Annotated in this window: 22 protein-coding genes and 1 riboswitch; of the genes, 9 read left to right on the top strand and 13 right to left on the bottom strand. The window is 63.1% G+C overall.

Annotated elements, in window-relative coordinates; all coding sequences use genetic code 11:
• Nucleotides 1–25: 25 nt before the first annotated feature.
• The 5 genes from Q0996_RS10400 to Q0996_RS10380 form a co-directional block, all read right to left on the bottom strand.
• The gene (locus Q0996_RS10400) at nt 26–901 is read right to left on the bottom strand and encodes an ABC transporter ATP-binding protein (protein WP_299618692.1); all 876 of its coding nucleotides are present in this window, start codon (nt 899–901) and stop codon (nt 26–28) included.
• Nucleotides 901–1,644 (bottom strand): ABC transporter ATP-binding protein, encoded by a 744-nt coding sequence (locus Q0996_RS10395; RefSeq protein ID WP_299618689.1) that lies wholly within the window; start codon nt 1,642–1,644, stop codon nt 901–903. Before Q0996_RS10395 ends, Q0996_RS10400 begins: the two co-directional genes overlap by 1 nt.
• Nucleotides 1,641–2,687: a branched-chain amino acid ABC transporter permease gene (locus Q0996_RS10390; RefSeq protein WP_299618686.1), complete on the bottom strand. Its 1,047-nt coding sequence runs from the start codon at nt 2,685–2,687 to the stop codon at nt 1,641–1,643. Before Q0996_RS10390 ends, Q0996_RS10395 begins: the two co-directional genes overlap by 4 nt.
• Before the next feature lie 13 nt (nt 2,688–2,700).
• Nucleotides 2,701–3,612 (bottom strand): branched-chain amino acid ABC transporter permease, encoded by a 912-nt coding sequence (locus Q0996_RS10385; RefSeq protein ID WP_299618683.1) that lies wholly within the window; start codon nt 3,610–3,612, stop codon nt 2,701–2,703.
• Nucleotides 3,613–3,820: 208 nt separating this feature from the next.
• Complete coding sequence (locus tag Q0996_RS10380; RefSeq protein ID WP_299618680.1) at nt 3,821–5,077, bottom strand: amino acid ABC transporter substrate-binding protein; 1,257 nt, start codon at nt 5,075–5,077, stop codon at nt 3,821–3,823.
• A gap of 321 nt (nt 5,078–5,398) precedes the next feature.
• Here Q0996_RS10380 and Q0996_RS10375 point away from each other — a divergent pair, with 321 nt between their 5' ends.
• Together Q0996_RS10375 and Q0996_RS10370 are read left to right on the top strand one after the other, a co-directional pair.
• A complete protein-coding gene (locus Q0996_RS10375; protein ID WP_299618677.1) occupies nt 5,399–6,853 on the top strand; it encodes a sodium:proton antiporter in 1,455 nt (484 codons plus the stop codon).
• A 106-nt stretch (nt 6,854–6,959) separates the two neighbouring features.
• A complete protein-coding gene (locus Q0996_RS10370; RefSeq protein ID WP_299618674.1) occupies nt 6,960–7,901 on the top strand; it encodes a nucleoside hydrolase in 942 nt (313 codons plus the stop codon).
• 32 nt (nt 7,902–7,933) lie between these two features.
• On the opposite strand, the gene Q0996_RS10365 is transcribed toward Q0996_RS10370, so the two are convergent.
• Nucleotides 7,934–8,761: a universal stress protein gene (locus Q0996_RS10365; RefSeq protein ID WP_299618671.1), complete on the bottom strand. Its 828-nt coding sequence runs from the start codon at nt 8,759–8,761 to the stop codon at nt 7,934–7,936.
• A gap of 179 nt (nt 8,762–8,940) precedes the next feature.
• Between Q0996_RS10365 and Q0996_RS10360 the strand changes: the two genes are divergently transcribed.
• Nucleotides 8,941–10,092, top strand: a complete 1,152-nt coding sequence (locus tag Q0996_RS10360; RefSeq protein WP_299618668.1) for an acetoin utilization protein AcuC — start codon at nt 8,941–8,943, stop codon at nt 10,090–10,092.
• A gap of 62 nt (nt 10,093–10,154) precedes the next feature.
• Nucleotides 10,155–10,643, top strand: a complete 489-nt coding sequence (locus Q0996_RS10355; RefSeq protein ID WP_299618665.1) for a DUF192 domain-containing protein — start codon at nt 10,155–10,157, stop codon at nt 10,641–10,643.
• 58 nt (nt 10,644–10,701) lie between these two features.
• Here Q0996_RS10355 and Q0996_RS10350 read toward each other — a convergent pair whose 3' ends face one another.
• From Q0996_RS10350 to Q0996_RS10335, 4 genes are all read right to left on the bottom strand, one after another.
• Entirely contained in the window at nt 10,702–10,998 is a 297-nt protein-coding gene (locus Q0996_RS10350; protein WP_299618662.1) for a hypothetical protein, read from the bottom strand.
• Nucleotides 10,999–11,126: 128 nt separating this feature from the next.
• On the bottom strand, nt 11,127–11,804 hold the full coding sequence (locus Q0996_RS10345; RefSeq protein ID WP_299618660.1) for a class I SAM-dependent methyltransferase: 678 nt from the start codon (nt 11,802–11,804) through the stop codon (nt 11,127–11,129).
• A 25-nt stretch (nt 11,805–11,829) separates the two neighbouring features.
• Nucleotides 11,830–12,180, bottom strand: coding sequence for a DUF1491 family protein (locus Q0996_RS10340; RefSeq protein WP_299618657.1), 351 nt, complete (start codon nt 12,178–12,180; stop codon nt 11,830–11,832).
• Nucleotides 12,181–12,193: 13 nt separating this feature from the next.
• A complete protein-coding gene (locus Q0996_RS10335; protein WP_299618655.1) occupies nt 12,194–13,780 on the bottom strand; it encodes a peptide chain release factor 3 in 1,587 nt (528 codons plus the stop codon).
• A gap of 90 nt (nt 13,781–13,870) precedes the next feature.
• Between Q0996_RS10335 and Q0996_RS10330 the strand changes: the two genes are divergently transcribed.
• Entirely contained in the window at nt 13,871–14,155 is a 285-nt protein-coding gene (locus tag Q0996_RS10330) for a hypothetical protein (RefSeq protein ID WP_299618653.1), read from the top strand.
• Between the two features lie 184 nt (nt 14,156–14,339).
• Here the strand turns inward: Q0996_RS10330 and Q0996_RS10325 are convergent, their stop codons facing one another.
• The 3 genes from Q0996_RS10325 to Q0996_RS10315 all read right to left on the bottom strand — a co-directional run bounded on the left by Q0996_RS10325 (nt 14,340) and on the right by Q0996_RS10315 (nt 19,721).
• A complete protein-coding gene (locus Q0996_RS10325) occupies nt 14,340–18,011 on the bottom strand; it encodes an NACHT domain-containing NTPase (protein ID WP_299618651.1) in 3,672 nt (1,223 codons plus the stop codon).
• Between the two features lie 574 nt (nt 18,012–18,585).
• The gene (locus Q0996_RS10320) at nt 18,586–19,305 is read right to left on the bottom strand and encodes a GNAT family N-acetyltransferase (protein ID WP_299618648.1); all 720 of its coding nucleotides are present in this window, start codon (nt 19,303–19,305) and stop codon (nt 18,586–18,588) included.
• 92 nt (nt 19,306–19,397) lie between these two features.
• Nucleotides 19,398–19,721 (bottom strand): NIPSNAP family protein, encoded by a 324-nt coding sequence (locus Q0996_RS10315; protein ID WP_299618645.1) that lies wholly within the window; start codon nt 19,719–19,721, stop codon nt 19,398–19,400.
• Nucleotides 19,722–19,892: 171 nt separating this feature from the next.
• Nucleotides 19,893–20,008, top strand: a riboswitch (TPP riboswitch).
• A 54-nt stretch (nt 20,009–20,062) separates the two neighbouring features.
• Here Q0996_RS10315 and thiB point away from each other — a divergent pair.
• The 4 genes from thiB to Q0996_RS10295 all read left to right on the top strand — a co-directional run bounded on the left by thiB (nt 20,063) and on the right by Q0996_RS10295 (nt 26,713).
• A complete protein-coding gene (gene thiB, locus Q0996_RS10310; protein WP_299618642.1) occupies nt 20,063–21,079 on the top strand; it encodes a thiamine ABC transporter substrate binding subunit in 1,017 nt (338 codons plus the stop codon).
• Nucleotides 21,080–21,117: 38 nt separating this feature from the next.
• Nucleotides 21,118–22,761, top strand: coding sequence for a thiamine/thiamine pyrophosphate ABC transporter permease (thiP, locus tag Q0996_RS10305; RefSeq protein WP_299618639.1), 1,644 nt, complete (start codon nt 21,118–21,120; stop codon nt 22,759–22,761).
• Nucleotides 22,754–23,476, top strand: a complete 723-nt coding sequence (gene thiQ / locus Q0996_RS10300; protein ID WP_299618636.1) for a thiamine ABC transporter ATP-binding protein — start codon at nt 22,754–22,756, stop codon at nt 23,474–23,476. Before thiP ends, thiQ begins: the two co-directional genes overlap by 8 nt.
• 189 nt (nt 23,477–23,665) lie before the next feature.
• The gene (locus Q0996_RS10295) at nt 23,666–26,713 is read left to right on the top strand and encodes a hypothetical protein (protein ID WP_299618633.1); all 3,048 of its coding nucleotides are present in this window, start codon (nt 23,666–23,668) and stop codon (nt 26,711–26,713) included.
• The last annotated feature ends 83 nt before the right edge of the window (nt 26,714–26,796 follow it).

The following is a 26,796-nucleotide window of genomic DNA, read 5'->3' as shown; positions in this document are numbered from 1 at the left end:
CTTGCGGGTTTGCGCCGTCTTTTTCCTAGCCGCCGAGGAAGAGGCGGCCGACCTCCGGATCTTCCAGCAGACGGTCGCCCGCGTTGGCCATGGCCAGTTCGCCGGAGACCAGGACATAGCCGATATCGGCGAACTCCAGGCCCTTCTTGGCGTTCTGCTCGACCATGATGATGGTCTTGCCCTCGACCTTCTGCAGATCGTGGAGGATCTCGAAGACCGTGTCGATGAAGCGCGGTTCCAGGCCGATGGAGGGTTCGTCGACCAGAAGCACCTCCGGTTTCATGACCAGAGCGCGGGAAATCTCCAACAGGCGGCGCTCGCCACCGGAGAGCACCTTGGCCTGGTGCTTTCGGCGGGCGGCGAGGCGCGGGTACTTGTCGAAGACCTCCTCGGCCGCGGCCTTGGCCTCGGCCGGGCTGTCCTTCAGATAGCCGCCCATCCAGAGGTTCTCCTCCACCGTCATGCCAGGGAAGACCGACTTGTCCTGCAGGATGTAGGCGACGCCGGCGCTCTTCAGCTTGTTCTCCGGCGACAGCTTGGTGATGTCCTGCTTGTCCGGGCCGTCTCCGATGCGGATACGGCCGGAGAAGATGTTGTTAAAGCCGAAGATCGCGTGCAGCACGGTGGACTTCCCGGCACCGTTGGGCCCGATCATGCAGAGGGACTGGCCGCGCCCGACCTTCAAGTTGATGCCGTGCAGGATCTCCATCTTGCCATAGCCGGCGCGCAGCGACTCGATCTCGACAAAAGGGTCGTTGTTGGCGAGCGCGTCCAGGGTGTCGACGGCTATGTCGCTGCGCATGGCCTCGACCTGCTTGGTCACCTCCTCCACCGAGATGACCGTGTCGACCTGGCCCATGTGATAGCCGCTGGTGCGGCCCGGCTTGCGCGGCTCTGCCATCAGTGTGCCCCCAGATAAGCGTCGATGACGTCCTGGTCGTTTTGCACCTCCTCCGGTGTACCGGATGCGAGCAACTCGCCATGGGCCAGGCAGTAGACCGTGTCGGCCATATTCATGATGACGCGCATGTTGTGCTCGATGACCAGCAAGGTGATGCCGAAGTCGCTGTTGGCGCGCTTCAAACGGTCGATCAGGCCGTTGATCAGGGTCGGGTTGATGCCCGCGGTGGGCTCGTCGAGCAGGAGGACGTCCGGCTCGTTCATCAGCGCCATGGCGAACTCCAGAAGCTTCTGCTGGCCGAAGGAAAGGTCGCCGCTGCGCAGATACCGTTTTTCATAGAGGCCGACGAAGTCGAGCAGGGCTTCGGCACGCTCCTGCTCCTCCGTGTCGTGCCGTCTGAACATATCGAAGAAGCCGGCCTTGCGGTGCGGCAGGGAGATCAGCATGTTCTCGACGCAGTTCATCTTTGCGTAGATGCGCGTCTGCTGAAAGGTGCGCAGCAGGCCGAGGCGGGCGATCTCGGGCACCAGCATCTTCGAGATCTCGCGGCCCCGGAACTTGATGGAGCCTCCGTCGATCGGGTGATAGCCGACGATCGAATTGAAAAGCGTCGTCTTGCCGGAGCCGTTCGGGCCGATCAGCCCGGTAATCCCACCCTCCTGCACCGTGAGGGAGATGTCGGTGTTGGCCTTCACGCCGCCGAAGGATTTCGAGACCTTCTTCACTTCGATGATCGCGCTCATTCCGCCGGCCCCGTGACGACTTCGTCCTTCTTCGTGACGCGGATGCCGAACCACTCCGGTTTCTTAAGTCGGAGCCAGCCCAACAAACCATCCTGAAAGTACACCACGGTGACGATGATGATCGCGCCGAGCGCGACCCACTGCCAGCCGAGGAAGTAGTTCCAGGTCACCTCCTTGATGACGTGGAACATCACCGCGCCGATGATCGGCCCCCAAAGCGTGCCTTTGCCGCCCAAGAGCACGCAGACGACCATGAAGATGCCGAGGTTGATCGTCTGATAGGCAGTCTCCAGGGGCTCGAAATGAATAAGCTGGAAAGCCGAGACACCGCCCGCGACGCCGACGAAGAAGGCCGCCATCGACCAGGAGACGAGCTTGTATCTCAGCGTGCGAAGGCCCATCGCCTCCGCCTTGTCCTCATCGTCCCGGATGGCATTGATCGCCGAGCGGAAGCGCGTCGTGTAGAGCCAGTTCAGGAAGATGAACAGGAGCACGCCCACGCCGGCGAAGACGAAGTAGATGAGTAATTTGAACTCGTCGAATTCGCCGGGGTAGTTCGGCATGGAAATGCCCTGTCCGGCGCCGATCCACTCCCAGTTCGAGACCAGCTCGCCCGCGGCAATGGCGACGCCGAGCGTGCCGATGGCGAAGTAGGGGCCCCGCAGACCGAAGGTCAGCCAGCCGACCGCCAGGGCGCAGAGCGCGCAGAACAGCCCGGCCCCGATGCTGCCGAGCACCAGGCCGGTGAAGTATTGACCCTCCGTGAACGCGAAGATGCCGCCGCCCGCCGCGTCGGTATATTCACGGACATCGTAGACCATGCCGATGGTGATCACGGCCGCGACATACATGCCGGTGCCGTAGAAGAAGATGTTGCCGAGCGAGTTGTAGCCCATCTGGCCGCCGGTCATGTCCCAGGTCATCGCCACGATGATCATCAGCCAGAGAGTCGCCAGCTGGGTCATGTAGGCCGGAAACAGGAAGGGCGCCGCCACCGTCAGCGCCAGCAGCCCGATATAGAGGACCGGTTTTGGGATGATCATGGCCGGCCCCTCCCTATCGAAGAACCTGGCGCTGGCGGCGCTGCTGCATCAAGCGAACCAGGAGCACCAGCAGGAGAAGCAGCACCGCCACGGCCTGCTGATAGCCGATGCCGAGGATGTGGCTGCCATACTGCTCGAGCGCGCCGATGCCGAACCCGGCCGCGATCACGCCCGGCAGGTTGCCGAGGCCGGCGGCGGTGACGATCACGAAGGCCCGCACGGAGTAGGTGATGCCGTAGAAGGGTTGGATGACCCAGGCCATGACGATGATCGCCCCCGCCGCGCCACAGATCGCGGAGTTGAGCGAGAAGGTGAAGGAGTAGACCCGCTCCGTGTCGATGCCCATGACCCTTGCCGCGCGCCTGTCCTGGGAGGTTGCGCGGATCGCCTGGCCCATGCGGCTGCGCTTCATGAAGATTATGACGCCCACTGCCAGCGACATGGCCATGATCACGCCCATCAGCTTCGCGGCGGGCACGTCGATTAATCCGTCGGCGAAATGATAGGTCGCATAGTCGAGTTGGACGCTTTGCGTGTCGGAGCCGAACAGCAGGTTCATGATCTGCGCCATCATGATGGCGAGGCCGAAGGTGGCCAGGAGCGAGGTGAAGAGGTCGCGCTCGATGACCCGCGAGATGACCAGCTTGTAGGCGACCCAGCCGATTCCCCACATGACAACGAAGGCGGCGACGACGCCGATGAAGGGGTGGACACCGTGCTGTGCGAGCCACCAGGCGATGTATCCGCCGGCGATGACGAAGTCGCCCTGGGCCAGGTTCTTGACGTTCATGACGCCCCAAACCAGCGCCAGGCCATAGGCCGCCAGCGCGAAGAGCGCGCCGATCATGACCCCGTCGATGATGATCTTGAGGTTCACGATGGGGTAGTCCAGCAGCAGCTGGAAGTTACCGATGATCTGGTCCATGCGCCGGACGTCCCCCCGGGGTTTTACAAACGGTCGCGAGTCTGGACGTTGTCTTGGCCGAGTCGTGTCGCAGCGCCCAAGGTCCAACCCGCATAAGTAAAGAGGCGGCGTCGACAGCGCCGAGGCGCTTTTCGCCGTTCATGGCTCAATATCGCACAACAAGGGACGCCCCGACCGCTTGATCGGGGCGTCGCCACTTGTTGAGCGCCTACTGCGGCTTGCGCGGCCAGTTCAGATCGTGCGACGCGAACTCGGCCGGTGCCACCACGTTATAGTCGCCGTTCTGAATCTGGCGCAGCACCATCGGTTTCGCGATGTTGTTGCCGGCCTCAGAGAACTTGATGGCGCCATAGAAGGTCATCAGATCGGTCGCGGCAATGGCGTCGCGCACCTTCTCCTTGTCAAGTGAGCCTGCGCGCTCGAAGGCATCCTTGAACACATAAACCGCAGCCGAGGCCTGAGCGGTCTGATACGGCACTTTCTTGTTCTTATATTCGGGGTAGGCAGCCTTGAACTCCTGCTCATAGTTTGCGGCAGTGCCGAAGATGGGATCCTCATAGGACAACGTTTCGGCCCACTGCGTCGAGCAGAGAATGTCGTTGGCGGCCTTGCCGAAATTGCCGGTGACGTCGGCGGCCTCGCAGTGGGTGACCGCGATCATTGGCACGGCGATACTCTGCTCGCCGATCTGCCGCACGGCCGTCGCCGCGCCCTTGGAGTGACCGGAGACGATCAGCACGTCGGGCTTGACCAGCTTGACCTTGGTCAGGATTGCGCTCATGTCCGACAGGTCTCGCGGCAGCTTCTCGTCGATCACGACCTTCATGTCGTACTTCGCCGCGTCGTCGAGCACGCCGGCACGGATATCGAGCGAGAAGGGATCGTTCTCGACCGCCACCGCGACCTTTATGTCCGCTGGGCTCTTGCCGTTCTTCTCGGCGACCTGGGCCGCGAGCGTAATGGCCGAGGCCAGATATTGCTCCGAAGTCGAGAGCACTGCGAAGAGGTATTTGTAGCCCTTGTTGAAGAGCGAGCGCGAGGCGCCTTCCGCTTCCACCATGGGGATCTGATACTTCTCGGTGACTGGCGCAATCGCCTTGGTCAGGCCGGAGGAGTACGGGCCGAGCATGTATTGCACGCCGTCCTGGTTGATCAGGCGCTCGGCCAGGGTGGCGCCGCGGTCGCCCTTCGACTCGTCATCGTAATAGATGACGTTGAAGTCGTAGCACTTGTCGCCGACCTGGATGCCGCCGTTTTCCTTGATCTTCTGGATGGCGAACTCATAGCCGTTCTTGGCATGCACGCCGTTGGTGGCATATTTGCCGGTAAGCGAGATTGCCGAGCCGAGGGTTAGGGGCTCGCACTCTGCTGCCGCGGCGCCGGTTGCCAGCATGCCTGTGGCGGCCCCGGCCAGCAGCAAGCTGGCAAGACCCCGGGTCTTGCCTGACTTGGCAATGGATTTCATTGGATTTCCTCCCTTTGGTCCAAGCAATTGCGCTTTTGGTTCTCTGCTACGTATGCGTTGCAGTTGGCCAGGAATAATAGAGAGGTGGCAGGGTGAAGCAACCCTCCATCCGGGGCAGTTCGACATCCCGCCGCCGCACCCGTGCTGCGGCGCAGCATCGCAGAAAGGTCGCGCCGTCCAAGGGAGATGAACCTTGGCCTGCCCCGGGGGTTCCGGCATACTGCCAAGCTTCTGGGAAGGGAGTCGGCGGCGGCTTCCGATCGGATGACCAAACGATAATCGGTCTTTCCAAGACAAGAAGAAAGATTGCTGGGGGCTCGCTTGTCAGATCGCTTGTTTGCCGTGGCTCGGATCGCCTTCGGCTGTCTGTTCGCCGTCCTGGTCTGGGGACTCTCCTACAGTTCGGCAGGTGCCGCGGCAGCGGGGGCGCCGCATCTGGAGGGTGCCGATCTCGGCCCCATCTGGGTGCTGCCTTTCGTCGGGATCCTGCTGTCGATCGCCGTCTTTCCTCTGGTCGCGCCGACCTTCTGGCACCACAACTTCGGCAAGATCTCGGCCTTCTGGGCGGTCGCTTTTTTGGCCCCCTTCACGCTGCTGTTCGGCTGGGAACTGGCGCTCTTCGAGCTGCTGCACGTCGCGCTCCTTGAGTACATTCCCTTCATCATCTTGCTGCTGTCGCTCTTCACCGTCGCCGGGGGCGTGCGGCTGAAGGGCACTCTGAGGGGCACCCCGGCGGTCAACACCCTGATCCTCCTGATCGGCACGGTAATCGCAAGCTGGATGGGCACCACCGGTGCGGCGATGCTGTTGATCCGGCCCATCATCCGCGCCAACGAGTGGCGCCGCCACCGCGTCCACATCATCGTCTTCTTCATCTTCCTCGTGGCCAACATCGGCGGCTCCCTGACGCCGCTGGGCGACCCGCCGCTGTTCCTCGGATTCCTGAAGGGGGTCGAGTTCTTCTGGCCGACCACCGAGATGTTCGTGCCGATGCTGGTGGTGGCGATTCCGCTGCTGCTGATCTTCTATGCTTTCGACAGCTATCTCTTCCGCAAGGAAGATCTCTCGGCGGCTCCCCAGCCTGAGGGTGAAGAGGCGGAAAAACTGGGCCTCGAGGGCACGGTCAACATCCTGCTGCTGGGCGGCGTCGTGGCCTCGGTGCTGATGAGCGGGATCTGGCGGCCGGGCATCAGTGTCGACATTTTCCATGTCACGGTCGAACTGCAGAACGTCACGCGCGATCTGTTGCTGATCGGAATCGCGCTGCTGTCCCTCAAGCTGACCGATTCCGAAAGCCGCAAGGCCAACGGCTTCAGCTGGTTTCCCATTGTCGAGGTGGCCAAGCTCTTCGCCGGCATCTTCGTGACCATCGTGCCGGCCATCGCCATCCTGAAGGCCGGGACCGACGGCGCGCTGGCCATCATCATCGAGTCGGTGAGCGGCCCGGGCGGGGAGCCGGTCAATCCGATGTACTTCTGGGCGACGGGCATCCTCTCCAGTTTCCTGGACAACGCGCCCACCTATCTCGTGTTCTTCAACACCGCCGGCGGCGACCCCCAGGCTTTGATGGGACCCATGAACAACACGCTGCTGGCGATCTCCGCCGGCGCCGTCTTCATGGGCGCCAACACCTACATCGGCAACGCACCCAACTTCATGGTCCGCGCCATCGCCGAAGAGCGGGGCATCGCCATGCCCAGTTTCTTCGGCTACATGGTCTGGTCCTGCCTGATCCTGATGCCGCTCTTCGTGATCGTGACGTTCATCTTCTTCTAGGGCATCTTCTTCTAAGGCGCCGCAAACCAGAGCATCGCGTGGGCGCGCCGGCTGCGCCACGCCGAGGTCCACTGCCGAATCGAGTCCGTTCTCGGGGAGGGAACCCATGGCCCCCAGATCCATCATCATCGACACTGACCCCGGCCAGGACGACGCCATCGCCATCCTGCTGGCGCTGGCGTCAGAGGAGTTCCAAGTGCTCGGCCTCACCGCCGTCGCCGGCAACGTACCGCTGGCTCTCACCGAGGCCAACGCGCGCAAGATCTGTGAGTTGGCGGGACGGCCGGAAACGAAAGTCTTCGCCGGCTGCGCGCGGCCGCTGGTCCGCTCCCTGGTGACGGCGGAAGAGGTCCATGGGAAGACGGGTCTCGACGGCCCCGAACTGCCGGCCCCCACCATGCCCCTGCAGGAGGGCCATGCCGTCGACTGGATCGTCGATACGCTGCGCGCCGCGCCCGCGGGCAGCATCACCCTCTGCACCCTTGGCCCCCTGACCAACATCGCCACCGCGATGGTCAAGGCCCCGGACATCGTCCCCCGGATCGCCGAGATCGTGATGATGGGCGGCGCCTACTTCGAGGTCGGCAACGTCACGCCGACGGCGGAGTTCAACATCTACGTCGATCCCCATGCCGCCCATGTGGTCTTCACGTCTGGTGTCAAGATGACGATGCATCCGCTTGACGTGACACATAAAGCGCTGATGACCAGAGCCTGGATCGATTCCCTGCGGGCGCTGGGCAGCGCCACCGGGCAGGCCGCCGCGGCGATGCTGGATTTCTACGAGCGCTTCGACATGGAGAAGTATGGGGAGGCGGGGGGACCGCTTCACGATCCCTGCGTGATCGCCTACCTGCTGCAGCCGGAACTGTTCCGGGGCCGGGACTGCAACGTGGCGATCGAAACCCGGTCCGATCTCACCATGGGCATGACCGTGGTCGACTGGTGGGGGGTGACCGACCGCCCGGCCAACTGCCACGTGATCAACCAGATCGACGCCGAAGGTTTCTACGAATTGATCCGAAGCCGCCTGGCACGGCTGCCGTAGGAAGCGGTCGGCCGCCGCCGCATTAGCCTTCTTTAGTGGGCCATCAGGACCGGGATTTCGGTGTTCCCCACCACGTGCCGGGTGACGCCGCCGATCAGCATCTCCCTGAGGCGCGAGTGCCCGTAGGCGCCCATCACCATCATGTCGCAGTCGTGGGCCGCCGCGTAGGACAGCAGCGCCTCGCCGACGTCTTCCTTGCCTTCTTCGGCGTTGCGTGCCTCGGCCGTCACGCCGTGGCGGGCCAGGTACTGGACCACCTCGGTCTCCGAGAGGGCGTCCTCGGCGGTGGCGCCGATGGTCAGCACAATGACCTGCTCTGCCGACTTCAGGAAGGGCAGGGCATTGCGCACCGCGCGCACCGCTTCGCGGGTGCCTTTCCAGGCCACCAGGATCCTCTTGCCCGGCGCGGCGGGCTTATAGTCCAGGGGCAGCAGCAGCACCGGAATGCCGGCCTTCATGATCAACTGCTCGGCCATGTTCAGCAGGAAGTGGTCTTCCAGGTGTTCGGCCTCGATGCGGCTCACCAGGATCAGGTCCGCGGCATGGGAGTGGCGCTCCAGGAGCGCGATGTGATCGCCTTCCTCGCCGATCCAGTTCCAGTCCAGTCCTTCCTTCTGACACGCGGACTTGAACTCCTCGGCCAGGCTTTCCGCAGTCGTCTTCGCCGTCTCCAGGGCGGCGGCCAGATAGGCGGCGGAAGCGCCGCGCCCGGTGATCTGGCCGGGCATGCTGATGGGATTGGCGATGAACAGTGCATTGACCAGGGCGCCGTGCTGCGCGGCGATCAGGATCGCGGTCTTCAGCCGTGCTTCGTGGTTCTCGTCATCGGAGAGATGAACCAGAATGGACTTGATACTCATGGCTGCTCCTCGCCCCCCGCCGGCGGACCGGCCCCGTGACCAGCGAAGCTAGCCGCCGCCGGGGCCCAGTGCAACCGCTGGCGGGGCTCGGGCTCCGCCTTCCGCCGCTTGCCATAGGCCCGGAGATCGATCAATCCTTGGGCTGCCGGACCTTCGGATGCAAGCCTTTGGGAGTCTGCTTGAGCAGAGACAGCGATCCACCGCGGCCACGCTTCATCGGCAGCGAAATCTACCGCCGCTCGACCTATGGCGGCCGCCATCCCCTCGCGATTCCAAGGGTTTCCACCTGTATCGACCTCTGCCGCGCACTGCAGTGGCTGCCGGACGAAGCCTACATCGACAGCCCTCTGGCGACACCGCAGGCGCTGGCGCGCTTCCACGCGCCCGCTTACATCGCCGCGGTTCAGAAGGCCGAGCGCCAGCTACGCCTGAGCGAGGACGAGCAGAAACGTTTCAACATCGGCCGCAACGGCAACCCCATCTATCCGGAGGTCTTTCGCCGTCCGGCGACGGCCTGCGGCGCTTCGATCCTGGCGGGGCAGTTGCTTGCGCAAGCGGGCATCGTCCACAGCCCTGCCGGCGGCACCCATCACGGGCGCCCGGACCACGCCAGCGGTTTCTGCTATTTCAACGATCCGGTCCTCGGCATCCTCGCCATGCTCGATGCCGGGCTCTCCCGGATCGTCTACCTGGATGTCGACGCGCACCACGGCGACGGCGTGCAGGCCGCCTTTCACGACGACCCCAGGGTCCTGACCCTCTCGATCCACGAGGACATGCGCTGGCCGATGACTCCGGCTGCGTCGGAGAATCGGATCGTGCCGGGCAGCGTCGCCGACCGCGCCGGCGGCTTTGCCCGCAACCTGCCGGTGCCGCCCGGCTTCAATGACAGCGAACTGGCCTTTCTCATGGACCAGGCTGTCCTGCCGCTGATCGACGGCTTCGCGCCGCAGGCCCTGGTGCTGCAATGCGGGGTCGACGGCCTGGCGGACGACCCCATGAGCAAACTGTCGCTCTCCAACCGGGCGCTCTGGCGGGTGGTGTCGGCGGTGCGCGACTGCGCGCCGAGGCTGCTGGTTCTGGGGGGCGGGGGCTACAATCCCTGGTCCGTGGGCCGCGCCTGGGCCGGGGTCTGGGCGACGCTCAATGGTCTGGAGATCCCCGAGCGCCTGCCGCCCGAGGCCGAGGCCGTCCTGCGCGGTCTGTCTTGGCGGCACCGTCAGGGCCGCAACCCGCCGGAGACCTGGTTCACCACCCTGGCGGACCCGCCGCGCGAGGGGCCGCTGCGCGAGGAGGTGCGGGCGATCGCCGAAGCGGTGATGGCCGCTTGAGCGGAGCCCGGGCGATTTATGTCTCTTGTTTGGCGATCCGCCTGGGGCTAAAGCTTCGGTCCATGCGCAGACCTTCGCTCCTGGCCCTTCTGTTCGCCGCAGTCCTTGCCGTCGTAGTGCCGGGGCAGGCGCAGGCCCAGTCGTCCGGCCGCCTCGTCACCTTCGACAAGGACGAGATCGCCATCGAAACTGCGGCGGGTGATCGGCACATTTTCGAGGTTGAGCTTGCGGTCTCACCCGAGCAGCGCGCTCAGGGCCTGATGTTCAGGCGCAGCATGGCGGCGACGGCGGGCATGCTGTTCTTATTCGAAGGGTCCAGAGAGCGTGCGATGTGGATGAAGAACACGTTCATTCCGCTGGACATGCTCTTCATCGACCAGGGCGGCGTCATTGTGCGCATTCACGAGCGCAGCGTACCCCAGTCGTTGCAGGCGATCGCTTCCGGACAAGCCGTCAGCGCGGTTTTGGAGCTGAACGCAGGGACGTCATCGCGTCTCTCCATCAAACCCGGCGACCGGGTCATACACCCTGCGTTCAAGTCAGGATCCTGAGAGCACCGACCTCAAATACAATGCCCAGTTTCCTGGCCCAGTTTCCTGAGAACCTGACTTAGGCCTCCGGATCGGCGGCAACCTGCTCCATCGCGCGCCAGCCTTCGCCGGCCGCAACCAGGCAGCTCATGCCCTGCGGGGTGGTGACGATGATGGACCAGGTCGTACCATTGCCGGTGCTCAGCACCTCGACCAGTCCGCCATTGTGCGTCACGCCCAGCGCGACAGGAGATTCCTTGTACTTCTGCTGAAGGATTTTCAGTACCGAGTCACGCTGATCGCACTGAGGCTGCGCCGCGGCGCCGCTAGTGCTGACGAGAGCGAGTCCCGCACTGAGCGCTAAGATCTTCCACATGGTTGGCCTCATCTTCAATTGCCGTTCAGCGAAACCCTCTTCGCCGATGTGACAAGTTTTTCACGCGCGAATGAAGATGGGCTTAACTTTCACTTAAGTGATCGTTAACGCCATTGCATAACGTTTGATTACGAACCTTGACAATTTTGTTTAATTGCAAGCATTAGACCGTCGCCGACGGGCAGCAGCGAACAATTCACCCGTTTGTCACTTGCCACTTTTTCGTTGAGGGCGCGAATCGCGCGGGTGTCCGCATCATCTTTGGTCCGGTCGGCCACCGCGCCGCCCCAGAGCACGTTGTCGACGACAATGAGGCCGCCGGGTCGCAATAGCTCCAGGGAAAGCTCGTAATAGCTGTCGTAGTTGGTCTTGTCGGCGTCGATGAAGACGAAGTCGTAGCTCTGGCGCTCTCCCGCGTCGACCATCTGCTGCAGGGTCTCGGCCGCCGGGGCGAGCCGCAGGTCGATCCTGTCGGCGACCCCGGCCTCCTGCCAGTAGCGGCGCCCCACCGCGGTCGTTTCTTCGTTCACGTCGCAGGCGACGATGCGGCCGTCCTCCGGCAGGACGAGGGCGACAGCCAGGGCGCTGTAGCCGGTGAAGGTGCCCACCTCGATGCAGCGCCTGGCACCCATCAGGCGCACCAGAAGCGCCATGAACTGGCCCTGTTCCGGGGCGATCTGCATCATCGCGCCGGGGACCTTCGCGGTTTCCTCCCGCAGCCGGCGCATGACCTCCGGCTCGCGCAGGGAGTTGGCCAGCAGATAGTCGTAGAGGGCGTCGGTCAGGGTGATGGAGCGGTTGGACATGGCGGATGGCTCCCGGACTGCGGGTTTAGAGGATTTTGCCCTCGAAGGGGTGGCGGCCGTCGCGGTCTTCGATTTCCACGACCCAGACGTCGGGGTCGCGGCTCACGGCCCGCTCAATGTAGGCATCGGCGGCGCTCTCTTCCACCAGCGCGCCGTCCAGGGCGGCGATCCAGGCCAGCGCGCCGTCGAGGTCGCGGGTCTGGTTCAGCACCCGGCAGCCGGCCTCCAGTTGGTTGATCTTCAGGATCAGGGTGCCGCTGTTCTTTTCACCGCGGTGAATGACCGTGGCGGGCATGCCCTCGGCGAAACAGCGCCGCAGGTGCGCCTTGATCCACAGCTCGGCCGGCAGGCGTCCGTCGGCCTGCCAATCGCTCAAGGCCGGGCCTCCATCAGATCTGCTCTTTCGTCTTGAGGAAGCGCAGATCGGGGTGGTCTTCGGCGGCGCGGTCCAGGTGCCAGGCGTTGCGCGCCAGGAACACCGGCGCGCCGGTATGGTCGGTGCCGGTGGCACCCTGGTTCGAGTCCGTGAAGCGCTTCAGTTTCTGCGGATCGTCGGCTTCGACCCAGCGTGCGGTGTGCAGCGTGGTGGGCTCGAAGCGCACGGGGATCTCGTATTCGGTGCGGATGCGGTCGGCCAGGACGTCGAACTGCAGCGGCCCGACGACGCCGACGATCCAGTCGGCGCCGATGGTGGGTTTGAAGACCCGCGCCGCGCCTTCCTCGGCCAACTGCTGCAGCGCCCGGCCCAGGTGCTTGGCCCGCATCGGATCGATCGGGCGCACGGTCTGCAGGTATTCCGGGGCGAAGGAGGGGATGCCGGTGAACTTCAACTCCTCGCCCTCGGTGAGCGCATCGCCGATGCCCAGGTTGCCGTGGTTGGGGATGCCGATGATGTCGCCGGGCCAGGCCTCCTCCGCCAGCTCGCGGTCGCGGGCCAGGAAGAGCACGGGGTTGTGCACGTTGATAGTCTTGCCGCTGCGCGAATGCTTCAGCTTGACCCCGCGCTTGAAGTGGCCGGAGCAGAGCCGCAGGAAGGCGATGCGGTCGCGGTGGTTGGGGTCCATGTTCGCCTGAATCTTGAACACGAAGCCGCTGATCTTGTTTTCCGTCGGCTCCACCTCACGGTTCACCGCGGGCTGGGAGCGGGGGGCAGGGGCCATGTCCGCCACCCCCTGCAGCAACTCGCGGACCCCGAAGTTGTTGAGCGCCGAGCCGAAGTAGACCGGCGTCATGGTGCCTTCGCGGTAGGCCTTCATGTCGAACTCCGGGCAGAGCCCGCGGACCATCTCCACCTCCTCGCGCAGCTTGGCCACGGCATCGGCCGGCAGCATGGCGTCCAGCTTGGGATCGTCGAGGCCGGAGCAGGACTCCCCTTCGGCGCCCTTCTTGTCGCGGCTGCGCTCCACCAGCAGCAGGCGGTCGCGCAGCAGGTCGTAGCAGCCGAGGAAGGAGCGGCCCATGCCGATGGGCCAGGAGGCGGGCACCACGTCGAGGGCGAGGCGCTGTTCCACCTCGTCGATCAGCTCGAAGGGATCGCGGCCCTCCCGGTCCAGCTTGTTGACGAAGGTGATGATGGGCATGTCCCTGAGACGACAAACCTCGAAGAGCTTCAGGGTCTGGGCCTCGATGCCCTTGGCGGCGTCGAGCACCATGACGGCGGAGTCGACCGCGGTCAGGGTGCGGTAGGTGTCTTCGGAGAAGTCCTCGTGGCCCGGCGTGTCCAGCAGGTTGAAGGTCTTGCCGGCGTAGTCGTAGGTCATCACCGAGGAGGCGACGGAGATGCCGCGCTCGCGCTCCACCCTCATCCAGTCGGAATGGGCACGCCGCTGCTCGCCGCGGGCCTTGACCGCGCCGGCCATCTGGATCGCCCCGCCGAACAGCAGCAGCTTTTCCGTCAGCGTGGTCTTGCCCGCGTCGGGGTGGGAGATGATGGCAAAGGTGCGCCGCCGCGCGACGGCTTCGGTCAGGTCGGTCATGCTCGAAATCGAGAGTTCCGCGGGGGCCGGCCAAAGCCGCACACCCCGCCACAACGGCGCGCCTTATAGCCGGGCAGGGGTCATTTGTCGATGGGCACGCCGGGGGTCTGGGCAAGGGCGCATGGGCAAGCGCTGCGCGGCTGGTTCATGGAGGTCCTCGGTGAAAAGCTGCCCGAGGGGTCGGAGAAGGAGGCGAAGATCAACGACGCCAAGACCTTCTATACCCTAGCCAGCCTCTCCAAGGTGTGGGTACTGCTGCTCATCTCCATCGGTACCCCGGTCAAGCCGAACGTCGGCTCTGGCCTCCATGAGCCGTCAACCGCAGCCTGCTGGTTGATCGCTTCGCTGCATGACTCCGCGGCCGAACTGTATTGAAGGTTCGGTCCGGGATGACATTGCCTATGCGCGGATAGCGCCAGATGGAAGCGTTTACCACCGCTTGCTGGCCTCTGAGAGACCAGCGTCCTCGGGGACCTCGGTTCGTCAAGCCGCGCTGGGAAAGCAGACATCAAAATGACCCTTGAGTTAACACTCAGATCACGCCACGCGACACATTTAGTTATTCTCGAATCCACATGTGCTGCTCTGAGTTATAAACTGGCGCACGCGCCACTTGCCTCCAATCCGAAAACACTTCGCTCAAAGCAGTTCTTGCCTCCAAATCTGTCTTTGAGAGCTCAAGAAGTGATGCTACCGCTGCAAGCGACGGATAGAAATTCTCCGCCACAGATTCTCTTAGCAACGTTGCAATCGCATAGGGATACCAAGCTGACTCCGTCGGGCAATAGAATTGTGGAATCTCCGAAAAATCCTTATCTGACGCACTATCCTTCTCTAATCTCGTAGCAAGATAGAAAACGTTAGCCGCCGCCCGTTGGCCGATTGGTATGTCTTTAGATAATCGGAACTTTCTCACATCGTCAATCTTTATCTTAAAATCCCTCATACGCGATCTGATAAGATTAACGCTCGAACGTTTTTCTTCTCCGATCACCCTTTGTCGACCTCGCGCATTTGCCCAGTACGTAAAGACTACAATCAGATATGGTAAAAGTGGCATATCTCCTGGAAAAACAACATCAAATGGGCGAATTTCTAATGCTGGAATATCGTAAGGAATTTTCCTGCCGTTCATCGCGGCTTCAATTGTCTCTTTTCGGAAACGATCTCCGATCTCTGGAAGATTAAAAAGAAAACTCCATGCTCCAGGTTTCTGAAGAATGACCTCCCCGGTAAATGCGCTAAGCTTAATCGAAGAATCATTGGATGAGATATATCTTTCAAGATTCTCATATGAATTGAGAACACCAAGGTCTCCCGCGATAACACTCAATGCCACACCTGGGTACTCTAAGAGCACCATTGACCAATCATCTCCATCTGGCACTCTCTCTCGAATGAGTACGTTTTTCAGAAACGGCTTTCCCCTATTAAGTTTAATCTCTGCTGATTGCGGCTGTTGGGAAAAACAAAAGTATGATGACAATCTAATAGACAGGATTCTTAGAATGTACGGACTCTCACCAAGAAATTCCTGCAGAGCTCTTTCATCTCGCCGTTCTTTTGTGCGCAATACCTTGGTTGCCAGATATATTGCGCGAAGTATACCGGTAGTGAATTCAAACCTCAGCATAACTTTGTCAAGAATTTGATTCCATTCGACATCCTTCTCAAGGTCATAGTGTCGTACTGTAAGAACACCAGAATGAACTTCATGTTCGGCATTCAAGCGATGGGTCCTTCTGCCGATACCGATAAATTTTCGTAATATTTCAGAGGTATCTTGGTCAATGCCAATGCTGCTTACTACTTCATCTAAATGTTTCTGTCCTTTTTCGAGAACAAAGAGAGCGCCACGAAGACCGGCAGGGCTCAGCTCGAGCCAATGTGGATCGATAAGAACCTTCAGCGCACAAGTGACAAACCACTTCCAAGGTTCTTTTATTTCAGTTTTGTTTTTTGTGCTTACATGTCGATATCTGTAAGTGCGATCTTCTTGGATTGAAAAGAAGAATGACTGGTAGGGTTTGGGAGAATTGACGACAAACGAAGTTATTTCATCTGTCCGAGGATGGCCGTCAGGAATAATTTGGGTAGCGAGAATTACAGTCCCTATGTTTTCAGTATGCGAGTTTTCGCTGATTGCGGAGAATAATAGCTCCTCAAACCAAGCTTTGGATGACGGTGCAGTAAAATCCTCAACCAAATTCAGAATCTCTGGACACGCAAAAAGTGATCCTATCACATCCCGAAATTTGGCGCGGACGCGCTTGTCTTGCTCAAGAACACCTTCTTGTAGAAGTCGCGCGGCAACTATTGCTCCAACTGCAAGGCGTCTGAAGAATGGACGAAGGAGGGAATCCCCGTTACCGTTGTCGAGGTCCCGTAGTGCCGATACCCCAATGGTCAGTTCAGCATTGCGCCTTTTTTCTACCAATCCACTAAACAAGAAGTGTAATACTTCCCTCCAATGTGAGTCGGCAGCTAGGACGCGAAGGCGTTCTCCCAATTCTTGGGGATCATCAACATCGCATAGATATTCAGAGGCGAAGAATTCCTGCAGCGGTCGGATATCGAAGCGAATTTTCTCTCCGGACTCCGGGGTGTTCACCAAGACGAGCCGCTGGGTTGTGGCCTCGTCAAGGGTCCGAACGAGGGATTCGATGTCACGCTCTTTCAGCGATTCGACGACTTCACGTACGAGAATACGAAACTCACTTCGGGTTAGCGAAGTCACCGCGTTAGCGCTTAGCTCAGCTCTTTCATGTAGGGAAAATCCAAGACGATTATGAAGTGCTCTGAGTAGATGATCCTCTTCGCTAAGTAGTGTCGCAATCGCTTGGTTGGGCAAGTCGCGATTTGCCTCTCTGCGCTTGATCGTTTGATAAAAGTTCTCAAACAGCTGCCACTTTCGCTCAGGAGGCTTCTCCCCGTTTCTGACAACGACGGCCATGATGTGCGCTTGGAGAGGAGTTGTCATAATCTCCTGCATTACGGGAGACTTCAGAGCTTTGGAAAGTCTCTCAATATAGACTCTAGCCTCTGATTCTGATCTGTCGAAACGAAGCAATGGTTCGGCACACGTCAGAGCTTCATTTGGGGACAACCGCGTAAGAGTGACCTGTGATGCTTCAAGTGCAGCGAATTGGCCTGAGTATCCTTGCGGCCGAGAAGTACAAATAACAAATGCGTCAGAATTGCAATCAATTAAGAAGTCATTTATGAAATGTGTAACCTCAGAAGCGACTACATCTTTGACGTCACCGGGAACCTCGTCCAAGCCATCGAATACGAACATCCACCTTGATGTCTCAAATGCTCGCCTCAATCTACCAACAGGAACGTCTTGCGCCATTCCGATCGAGACGTCGTGTGCGACAAAGGCAACTAGGCGTTTCGAATCGTCGTCGGTTCGTCGACTATACCATTGCGCAAATTCTTTTAACTCGACCGTTACCGGTATCCGGGCGGCTAGTGGGAGCAGACCGCCCTGTTCCGCGTGCTTACATACGTCCTTAGCGATCTCGCGATGCCTACGCCCTACTCGTGCCACCTTTCCGGTGCGGACTAAGCTGGCGCGCTGTATTTGGGAGATATATTGAGTTAGCGTTGACTTCCCGTTACCTGGACCGCCCTTCACAAACCAAACCCTTGCTCGTCGAGGTGCGACATTCCATGTATGCCATCTGTCGCCGGCGACGGTGCTGGTGTCAACGCGATGCAGTTGAGCACTAGCCTTGGCGAGGTTGGCTGCGGCCATTCCCCTCTCGCCACTACTTGAATCAACGAAGGGAAGGTCCGTAAAGAGCTTTTGAATTCCGGGCCGCGTGTCTGTGGTTGAGCCGGCCTGCTCGAGTTTTGTGTACTGCTGTTCCTCTAGTTGGGTGACAACGAGATAACGAATAATGCTCTCTATCTCAGCATAGCTATCTTTCATCTCACTCATAAGTCGTGAGAGCACGTCACCGGCTGTCAGGAATTCACCATAGTGTTGCGCGACCTCAGGATGTAGAGCCAATAGATCCAAAATCTTGCGGCCCCCCCAAATTGCGAATCGATGCGCAAGCCTCGGCTGCGCTTCGCGTACCAGCTTTCTTGCCTGATCGAATGCGCCTGTTTCTGGCTTTCCCGAAGGGTCTATGTTTGTTGCGAAGATCCAAACATCAGGCCATTGTCGGTCAGTCGATTCCTTCTTGAACTCCGCGATCTCTTCTTTGATCTTCGCGATCAACCACTTCTGAGGCGAGCCTCCTGTTGAGGAGCTTCGGAACTTGGATTGAATATACCATCGTCCGGACCATCTTTCCGTTGAACTCGGGTAAGGCGCATCTCCCTCGAAGTATCCATCGCGTCCACCATCGGCGCCCGGCCCAAACCCAGTGTGACCGGACCCCAGGACCTTTAGGGCAAGCATATTGACCATGTGCTCAAATGTGTTTGAGTCTAACTTATTGAGATCTGCTAGTGGGACAGGCATCTGGCGACTCGGATCGGAGATGAGTGCATAGCACTGCACTATACGCGCAGCGATTGAAGATCGCCAGCAACCGTATCAACTTGAGACATTGGCATTCAAGCAGACCGTAACTGGTTGGATGAAGGCACCTTTTGGATGAAATCACTTGGAGGCGTTTAGGCATTAAGGCTCTCGATCTGTCAAAGCACAGAGTGTTGTAATTCCCACAACATCGTTGAGAATGCTGTTGTTCGCGCTTGCGAGAAGTCATGCCGTGAAACGCTCCCACAGCTTCTGATTTGCTGTGGCTTACCGGGAACGCGAAGAAACACCGGTGGCACGTCTACCTTCAGGGGTTCAGCGCCATCCGGATCGCCGCCAGCGATCTGATCTGCCGGCCCTCGGCGTCGAAGTTGGCCGGGTCCAGCCAGGCTTCGAAGGCGGCATTGGCCCGGGGCCATTCCTTGTCGAGGATGGAGTACCAGGCGGTGTCGCGGTTGCGGCCCTTGGAGATGGTGGCCTGGCGGAAGATGCCCTCGAAGGTGAAGCCCAGGCGCTCGGCAGCGGTGCAGGAGGGGGCATTGAGGGCGTTGCACTTCCACTCATAGCGGCGATAGCCCAGCTCGTCGAAGACCCGGCGCATCATCAGATACATGGCCTCGGTGGACATCACCGTGCGCTGCAGGGCGGGGGAGAAGGTGATGTAGCCCACCTCGATCACCCCCACCGCCGGCTCGATGCGCAGGTAGCTGGCGACCCCCAGGGCCTTGCCGCTTTGCCGGTCGATCACCGCGTGGAAGAAGGGGTCGTCGCCCAGGCAGGTCTCGGTCAGCCAGGCGTGGAAGTCCTCCATGGTGGCGAAGGGCCCGGCGGGCAGGTAGGTCCAGACCCGCCCCTGACGGTCCGCCCGATAAGCCTCGAAGAGGTCGGCGCCGTGGACGGCGGGGTCCAGCGGCTCGATGCGGCAGGTCCGGCCCTCCATGGGGCTGCGCGGCGGGCGCGGGCGCGCTGTCCAACCGGGCAGTGGGGCTCCCAGGGGCAGGTCGGTAGGGTTCGGGTCGTCGGGCATGGTGAAGCGGGCTCGTCTGGCGCGGCTGCTCCCCAGATGCCCTCCGCCGGTCCGCCGGGCAAGGGCCAGATCGGAAAAAGGGTGAGGACCACTCAGCCCGGCTCGGCGTGGGGGGCTGAGGCGAGGCGCAGGAAGATGCGCTCCTCGCGGCGGATGAAGCGCTCCTCGCGGGCGAAGCGATAGTTCTCCTGGCCCAGGGGGTCGGCCTGCAGCCGCGCGCGGTAGGCCTCGTAGTCTGCCAGGCTGGCGATGCTGTAGACCCCGTAAGCGGTGGTGGCGGAGCCCTCGTGGGGGGCGAAGTAGCCGATGAGGTTGGCGCCGCAGCGCGGAATGGCCTGGCCCCAGGTGCGGGCGTAGGCCTCGAACTGTTCCTTCTTGAAAGGGTCGATCTCGTAGCGGATGAAGCAGGTGATCATGGCCAGGGCTCCCATTTGTTCGCGGCCCCGTTAGAGCACAGCAACGCCGATCTATGTTTCGCTGCTTATCGAAATATGGATGCTGGTCGGCTGGATACAACCGACAGGCCGGCCGTGGCCAGTGCGCCAAGCGTGGTCTTGCAAAGGCGGGAGGCGCAGCCTAGTCTCAGGTAGAACTCAACGGGGTGCCCGATAAGGGGCTGAGAGACCGGCGCGGCTGACCGCCCGGCAACCCGATGAACCTGATCCGGGTAATGCCGGCGGAGGGATTTGAGCGGACGGCTCCCCAGCCAAGACCCCACCTCAAAACCAGCCGCCCCATAGCGTTATGGAGCGATGACATGCGCCACCTCACGACTCTCGCCGCCTTCGCCCTCGGGCTGGCGGCCGTTCTGTCCCCGCCGGCGGAGGCCGCCGAGGAGAAGAAGCGCCTGACGGTCTATACCTACAACGCCTTCACCTCCGACTGGGGGCCGGGCCCGCGCATCAAGGAGGCTTTCGAGGCGGACTGCGACTGTATGCTCGACTTCGTGGCCATCGACCACTCCGGCGGCATCCTGAGCCGCCTGCGTCTGGAGGGCGCCTCCAGCAAGGCCGACGTCATCCTGGGGCTCGACCTCAACCTCATGGCCGAGGCGGCGGCGACTGACCTGCTGGCGCCCCACGGGGTCGCCACCGAGGGGCTGACGCTGCCCATCGACTGGACCGACGACACCTTCCTGCCGTTCGACTACGGCTACTTCGCCTTCGTCTACGACACCGAGGCGCTGGAGGCGCCGCCGGCGAGCCTGAAGGAATTGGTCGAGGCGCCGGACGATCTGAAGATCATCGTCCAGGACCCCCGCACCTCGACTCCGGGCCTGGGGCTGATGCTCTGGGTGCGGGCGGTCTACGGCGAGCGGGCGCCGGAGGCCTGGGAGAAGCTGGCGCGCAAGACCGTGACCACCACCAAAGGCTGGAGCGAGGCCTATGGCCTGTTCCTGGAGGGCGAGGCGCCGCTGGTGCTGAGCTACACCACCTCGCCGGCCTATCACATGATCGCCGAGGAGACCGAACGCTACCAGGCCGCCGCCTTCGAGGAGGGGCATTACATGCAGGTCGAGGTGGCGGCGGTGACCAAGGCGGCGCGCGAGCCGGAACTGGCCCGCCGCTTCCTCGCCTTCATGATCGGTCCGGGCTTCCAAGAGGCGATTCCCACCGGCAACTGGATGTATCCCGTGATCGATCTGCCCGAGGGCCTGCCGGCGGACTACGACAAGCTGGTCGATCCCACCCGCCCGCTGCTGTTCCGCCCCCAAGAGGTGGCCGACAACCGCAAGGCCTGGATCGAGGAATGGCTGCAGGCCGTCAGCCGCTGACCCGTTTGCGATAGACCCGGCACAGGCCGAGACGGACCATGCCCTGGTGGCTGCCGGCGAGTCTCGCTCTGGGCCTGGTGCTGTTGCTGGTAGGCGGCGCCCTGGCGGCGCTGGGGATCACCGCCGGAAGCCTGAACCTGGCCGACAACCTGGGGGAGGCCTACCTCTGGCGGGTGGCCTGGTTCACGCTCTGGCAGGCCGCTCTTTCCACCCTGCTGTCGGCGGGGCTGGCGATTCCGCTGGCCCGTGCCTTGGCGCGGCGGCAGTTTCCCGGACGCGGCCTGCTGCTGCGGCTCTTTTCGCTCTCCCTGGTGGTGCCGGTGATCGTCGCCATCTTCGGCATCGTCGCGGTGCATGGCCGCCGCGGCTGGCTGAACGACGGCCTGGAACTGATGGGCTTCTCCGGCACCCACTATCTCTACGGCCTGGGCGGCATCCTCATCGGCCACTGCTTCTTCAACATGCCCTTCATCGCCCGGGTGCTCTTGCAGGCCCTGGAGAGCGTGCCGCCGGAAAGCTGGCGGGTGGCCAGCCAGTACGGTCTGCGCTCCCGCGACATCTTCCGGCTCATCGAATGGCCGGCCATGCGCGGCGTGCTGCCGGGGGTGGCGGGCCTCGTCTTCATGCTCTGCTTCACCTCCTTTGCCGTGGTGCTGACCCTCGGCGGTGGGCCGCGGGCGACGACCCTGGAGGTCGCCGTCTACCAGGCCCTGCGCTTCGACTTCGACCTCGGCCGCGCCGTCGCCCTGGCGCTGGTGCAGCTTCTGCTCTGCGGCGGCATCGTCCTGGCGCTGCTGCGCCTCTCGCTGCCCGCAAGCCTGACCCTGACCGAGGGCCGGGTCTACGAACGCCCGGACCGTGCCGGCTGGGCCGGACGGCTCGGCGATGCCGCCGTCATCGGCTTTGCTGTGTTCTTGGTGGTCCTGCCGCTGGCGGCGGTGGCGGTCGCCGGGTTCAATCCAAAGGCGACGGAGGTTTTGACAGACCCGCGGCTCTGGCGGGCGCTCGGCCAGTCGCTGATCATCGCACTCTCCGCCGCCAGCCTGGCGCTGCTGCTGGGCGCCGCGCTGCTGGTCAGCAGCAGGATTCTGCGTCACCGCCTGCTGCGCGCGCAGGCGGCCGCGCGGCTCGAGCTCTCCGCCTCGCTCATTCTGGTGGTGCCGCCCTTCGTGCTGGCCACCGGGCTTTTCGTCCTGCTGCGCCCCTTCACCGATGTCTTCGCCCTGGGCCTGCCGCTGGTGATCCTAGTGAACGCGCTGATGGCGCTGCCCTTCGTGGTGCGCTTCCTGGGAGGGCCGATGATGGAGGAAGCGCAAAAACACGACCGGCTCTGCCAGAGCCTGGGCATCGCCGGCTGGAGCCGCCTGCGCCTCGTCGAATGGCCCAACCTGCGCCGCCCGGTCGCCCTGGCGCTGGCGGTGGCGGCGACGCTGTCCCTGGGGGATCTGGGGGTCATCGCCCTCTTCGGCAGCCAGGATCTCACCACCCTGCCGCTGCTGCTCTATCAGGCCATGGGCGGGTTCCGCATGGCTGAGGCAGCGGTGATCGCGGCGGTCCTGTCGCTGCTCTGCCTGCTGCTGTTCCTAACCATCGAGTACGGCCTCGGGCGCGCCCGCCTGTGGCCGCGACACGGGGCGCAGGGATACGGGGCGCAGGGATATGGGGCGCAGGGCCGTGCTTGAGGTTTCGAACCTGAGCTTTCAGTACGAAGACATGACCATGGTCTTCGACCTCACCGTCCCGCGCGGCGAATGCCTTGCGTTGCTGGGGCCCAGCGGCGCGGGCAAATCCACGCTGCTGAGTCTGATCGCCGGATTCGAAACGCCCACTGCCGGACGAATCGCCATCGACGGCCGCGAGGTGACGGCGCTGAGCCCTGCCGAGCGCCCGGTCACCAGCCTGTTTCAGGAGCACAACCTCTTCGCCCACCTCACGGTCTTTCAGAATGTCGGTCTCGGTCTCGATCCCGGCCTGCGCCTGCGCCCGGACCAGCGCGATGCCGTCCTCCAGGCGCTGCAGCGAGTCGGGCTCGCGGGCCTCGAGCAGCGCCTGCCGGCGCAGCTCTCGGGCGGACAGCGGCAAAGGGTCGCCCTGGCCCGCAGCCTGGTGCGGCGCCGGCCCCTGCTGCTGTTGGACGAGCCTTTCTCGGCTCTCGACCCGGGCCTGCGCCTCGGCATGCTGGATCTCGTCGATCAACTGAGAATTGAGCACGGGCTGACGGTGGTCCTGGTCAGCCACAACCCCCAGGACGCGCTGCGCATCGCCGCCAGGACCGCCTTTCTGCATGATGGCCGGGTTCTCGCAGAGGGTGCGACTGCGGAGCTGCTGGCGCGGACCGAACCGGCTGTGTTGCGCAGTTTCCTTGGCGTTCAACAGCCGATAGAAAGCGACGGCTGATCCGGCTTCGCCCGTCCCTGACACTACCCGCAGCGGCGGAAATGCGATAGTTTGGCGGGCATGAGGCGGCCCGCCCGGCGATGGATTCTGGCGCCGACCGGGGCGAGCGGAGGGAACAACCGATAAAGTTGCCGTCAAAAGATGGCTGTGCAAGGTGCGATGGGGTCGGCGCGATCGAGCCGTTGTCTGATGTCTGCTAATGCCGCGGCGGCACGGATCGGTTGTGCCTTGGCAGGGGGCCTGCTCGCCGTCCTGCTCGCTCTTGCCCTGCCCTCCATGGCCTTCGCCCAGTCGACGCAGCAACGTGCCGATGCTCTGGGGGCCGGCGATCTGCGGGCGGCCATCGCCGAGCTTCGCGGCCTCGCCGCTTTCTACGGCGAAATCGCCGAGCGGGACCGCAACAGCTTCGCCAGCGAGCAGTGGACCGGGCTGCAGGGAAACTACCTGGGCATTGCCGATCAGTTGGCCGGCTTGCTGGGCCGGGGGGCCCTCCGGGTCGTCGACCTGCCGGAAGGCTCCGCCTGGAAGACGGCGGAAGACCGGGTCGAACTGGACAAGAACCTCGACGGGGCGTGGCTGCCGAACCTGATCCGCTCGGCGCGGACGCGGGCGCAGAACGAGACCTTGCAGAGCGACCTGCTGCTGCCGTTGCTCATTCAGGCTTTGTCGCAGATCAACAACCAGCAGGACTGGCCCTGGTTCGACGAACATCTCAGGCGCTCCGGCACCCTCGGTCCGCTGGCAGGCAGCGCGCCCAGCCGGCCCGAGTTGGCCCGCTACTTCTTCCTGAAAGACAGCTATCTGAGCTTTTCCATGCGGCGCATCGCCGAGGGCGACCCAGGGCGGCGCCATGACTGGGCGCGGCGGCAGATGCGGACCTTCACGGAGGTCCGCGCGCTGCGTCAGGGCTTTGCCGAGCGCGTCGGCGCGGTTCCGGCCGAAACCCTGCGCAGTGACTGGTCTAGCTACGTCGCCTTGGTCGACGGATTTGCGGTCACGCGCGGCTGGCTGATGTTGGATCCCAGCTTGCGGGTGTCCCAGCTTCGCCGGCGCCAGCAACCCAACTCCGTGGAGCAGGCGGCCAATCGCCTGCTCGCGGCGCGCACGCCGCCAGCGGTCCAACCGGCGGCCCCGGCAACCAGCGCGGCCGGGCCGACTCTGGCCGCCCTGGTCGAGCAGGCCGCCGCCTTCGAGGCCCAGCGCGCGCTGCAGAGTTCCGTCACCAACCAGCTGCCGCTTCAGGCCCTGCTTCTGCAGCCGGACCTGGGGCCCGGCCCCTCCGAGACCGCGGAGTTTCGTGCCTTCGCTGCCAGGGTGAAGGAGGCGCTCGAGCAGCCGGACCCGAGAGCCGAACTTGCCAAGCGCGACCGCGCGCTGAGCGCCGCCGAGGAACAGGTCGCGGCGCTGTCGGCCAGGGTGAGCGAGCTTGAGCCGGTCGAGCGGGAAGTGGCGGCCTTGCAGGAACGGGTCGAGGCGCTGGACGAGGCGGAACGGGAGGTTGCCATTCTGAGGGCGCAGGTCAGCGAGCTCGACGACGCCCAGGCCCGCGTTGCCGAACTGCAGGCCCAGGTCAGCGAACTGGATGAAGCCCAGGCGCGGGTCGCCGCGCTACAGGCCCAGGTCGTCGAGCTGGACGCGGCGCAGGAACAGGTCACCGCCTTGCAGGCCCAGGTCTTCGAGTTGGACGCGGCGCAGGAACAGGTCGCCGCCTTGCAGGCCCAGGTCAGCGAGTTGGACGCGGCGCAGGACCAGGTGGCCGCGCTGCAGGCCCAGGTCGTCGAGTTGGATGCGGCCCAGGACCAGGTTGCCGCACTGCAGGCCCAGGTCAGCGAGCTGGACGCGGCGCAGGAACAGGTTGCCGCACTGCAGGCCCAGGTCAGCGAGTTGGACGCGGCGCAGGACCAGGTGGCCGCGCTGCAGGCCCAGGTCGTCGAGTTGGATGCGGCCCAGGAGCAGGTTGCCGCGCTGCAGGCTCAGGTCGGCGAGTTCGACGCCGCGCAGCAGCGGGTAACCGAGTTGCAGGCCCAGGTCAGCGAGTTGGATGTGGCACGGGCGCGGGTTGCCGAGTTGCAGACCCAGGTCAGCGAACTGGAAGAGGCCCAACAGCAGGTTGCCGCACTGCAGGCCCAGGTGAGCGAGCTGGATGCGGCCCGGGCACGGGTGGCCGAACTCCAGGACCAAGTGAGCGAGCTGGACCAAGCTCAGCAGCAGGTCGCCGCGCTGCAGGCGCAGGTCAGCGCGCTGGACGCGGCCGAGGAACAAGTTGCCACGCTTCAGGCGCAGGTGAGCGAACTGGGTGATGCCCAGGATCAGGTCGCAGAGCTGCAGGCACAGGTGGATCAACTCGGCGGCGCGCTGGACGCTCGCGAGGCTGAGACGCGGGTGCTTGAGACCCAGTTGGCGGAAGCGCGGAGTGACCCGGTTTCCTCGATCGCGCCGGCGGTGTCGCGAATCGAAGAGCGGCAGCTCTATATGATGTCGGCCATCGGTCTGATGTTCCTGCTGACGCTGATCCTCTGGGCCTGGCGCCGCGAACGGCAGGTGGTGGTCTATGAACAGCCCGCGGGGCCGCCCCGGGTCGCACCGCCGCCGCTGCTGCTGAACCCGCCGCTGCCGGGGCCGGGTGCCGAGGAAGGACAAACCTCAGAGTCGCCGGTCATCGACGTCGAGGCCAAGAACGGCGCCGACCAAGGCGCCGAAGAACCGGACACGGCAAAGAGTGACTCCGCCGCTGCGCGGAACGGCGCTGCGACGACCCCGGGTGAGTGGAGCGAGGCTGCTGCCTCCAATGGGCGCCTTGGGGAGGGCGGGGAGGAGCCGAGCCTGGAGCAGACCGCCGCGGCGGTGCAGGCGGCAGCCCTCGGCAACGAGGAAAGCACGGCAGCCCATCCCATCGTCAAGGCCCTGCGCAAGGGCAATCTGCCGCTCTTCGAGCTGCTGTTCAGCGAACTCACGGACCTGCGCAGCCCGCAGCTTCAGCGCGTCGTCTACGGTGGCGGTGGTGAGGATCTGGCCATCGCCTGCCGGGCGGTGGGCGTCGACAAGCTGCTCTTCGGTGCCATCTTTTTGCTTACCGACCATCTGCGCGGCGGCGATGCGGACGGCGATCCCGATCGCATTGCCGCCATCCTCAGCATGTACGACCGCACGGCGCCGGAGACGGCACGCCGCGTGCTGGTCAAATGGCAGCGTGACTGGGGAACCGAGCTGCCCGCCAGCTCTTCGCTTGTCGACTAGGGCCTGTTGACATTCATTTCGCCGTCATGGTCCGAGCGCATTTGGCCCGCGGTTAGGAGCGACGAGGAAGGACATGCTCAAGC

It is taken from the genome of Pelagibius sp., assembly GCF_028289705.1.
GTDB lineage: Bacteria > Pseudomonadota > Alphaproteobacteria > Kiloniellales > Kiloniellaceae > Pelagibius.
Note: the sequence above shows the minus strand (reverse complement) of the source record. Positions and strands in the feature narration are given on the sequence as shown.

What these genes read in the sequence shown, in the direction of transcription:
- Q0996_RS10400 (WP_299618692.1), bottom strand. Translation starts at nt 901, where the DNA reads ATGGCAGAGCCGCGCAAGCCGGGCCGCACCAGCGGCTATCACATGGGC.
- Q0996_RS10395 (WP_299618689.1), bottom strand. Translation starts at nt 1,644, where the DNA reads ATGAGCGCGATCATCGAAGTGAAGAAGGTCTCGAAATCCTTCGGCGGC.
- Q0996_RS10390 (WP_299618686.1), bottom strand. Translation starts at nt 2,687, where the DNA reads ATGATCATCCCAAAACCGGTCCTCTATATCGGGCTGCTGGCGCTGACG.
- Q0996_RS10385 (WP_299618683.1), bottom strand. Translation starts at nt 3,612, where the DNA reads ATGGACCAGATCATCGGTAACTTCCAGCTGCTGCTGGACTACCCCATC.
- Q0996_RS10380 (WP_299618680.1), bottom strand. Translation starts at nt 5,077, where the DNA reads ATGAAATCCATTGCCAAGTCAGGCAAGACCCGGGGTCTTGCCAGCTTG.
- Q0996_RS10370 (WP_299618674.1), top strand. Translation starts at nt 6,960, where the DNA reads ATGGCCCCCAGATCCATCATCATCGACACTGACCCCGGCCAGGACGAC.
- Q0996_RS10365 (WP_299618671.1), bottom strand. Translation starts at nt 8,761, where the DNA reads ATGAGTATCAAGTCCATTCTGGTTCATCTCTCCGATGACGAGAACCAC.
- Q0996_RS10355 (WP_299618665.1), top strand. Translation starts at nt 10,155, where the DNA reads ATGCGCAGACCTTCGCTCCTGGCCCTTCTGTTCGCCGCAGTCCTTGCC.
- Q0996_RS10350 (WP_299618662.1), bottom strand. Translation starts at nt 10,998, where the DNA reads ATGTGGAAGATCTTAGCGCTCAGTGCGGGACTCGCTCTCGTCAGCACT.
- Q0996_RS10345 (WP_299618660.1), bottom strand. Translation starts at nt 11,804, where the DNA reads ATGTCCAACCGCTCCATCACCCTGACCGACGCCCTCTACGACTATCTG.
- Q0996_RS10335 (WP_299618655.1), bottom strand. Translation starts at nt 13,780, where the DNA reads ATGACCGACCTGACCGAAGCCGTCGCGCGGCGGCGCACCTTTGCCATC.
- Q0996_RS10330 (WP_299618653.1), top strand. Translation starts at nt 13,871, where the DNA reads ATGGGCACGCCGGGGGTCTGGGCAAGGGCGCATGGGCAAGCGCTGCGC.
- Q0996_RS10320 (WP_299618648.1), bottom strand. Translation starts at nt 19,305, where the DNA reads ATGCCCGACGACCCGAACCCTACCGACCTGCCCCTGGGAGCCCCACTG.
- Q0996_RS10315 (WP_299618645.1), bottom strand. Translation starts at nt 19,721, where the DNA reads ATGATCACCTGCTTCATCCGCTACGAGATCGACCCTTTCAAGAAGGAA.
- thiB (WP_299618642.1), top strand. Translation starts at nt 20,063, where the DNA reads ATGCGCCACCTCACGACTCTCGCCGCCTTCGCCCTCGGGCTGGCGGCC.
- thiP (WP_299618639.1), top strand. Translation starts at nt 21,118, where the DNA reads ATGCCCTGGTGGCTGCCGGCGAGTCTCGCTCTGGGCCTGGTGCTGTTG.
- Q0996_RS10295 (WP_299618633.1), top strand. Translation starts at nt 23,666, where the DNA reads ATGTCTGCTAATGCCGCGGCGGCACGGATCGGTTGTGCCTTGGCAGGG.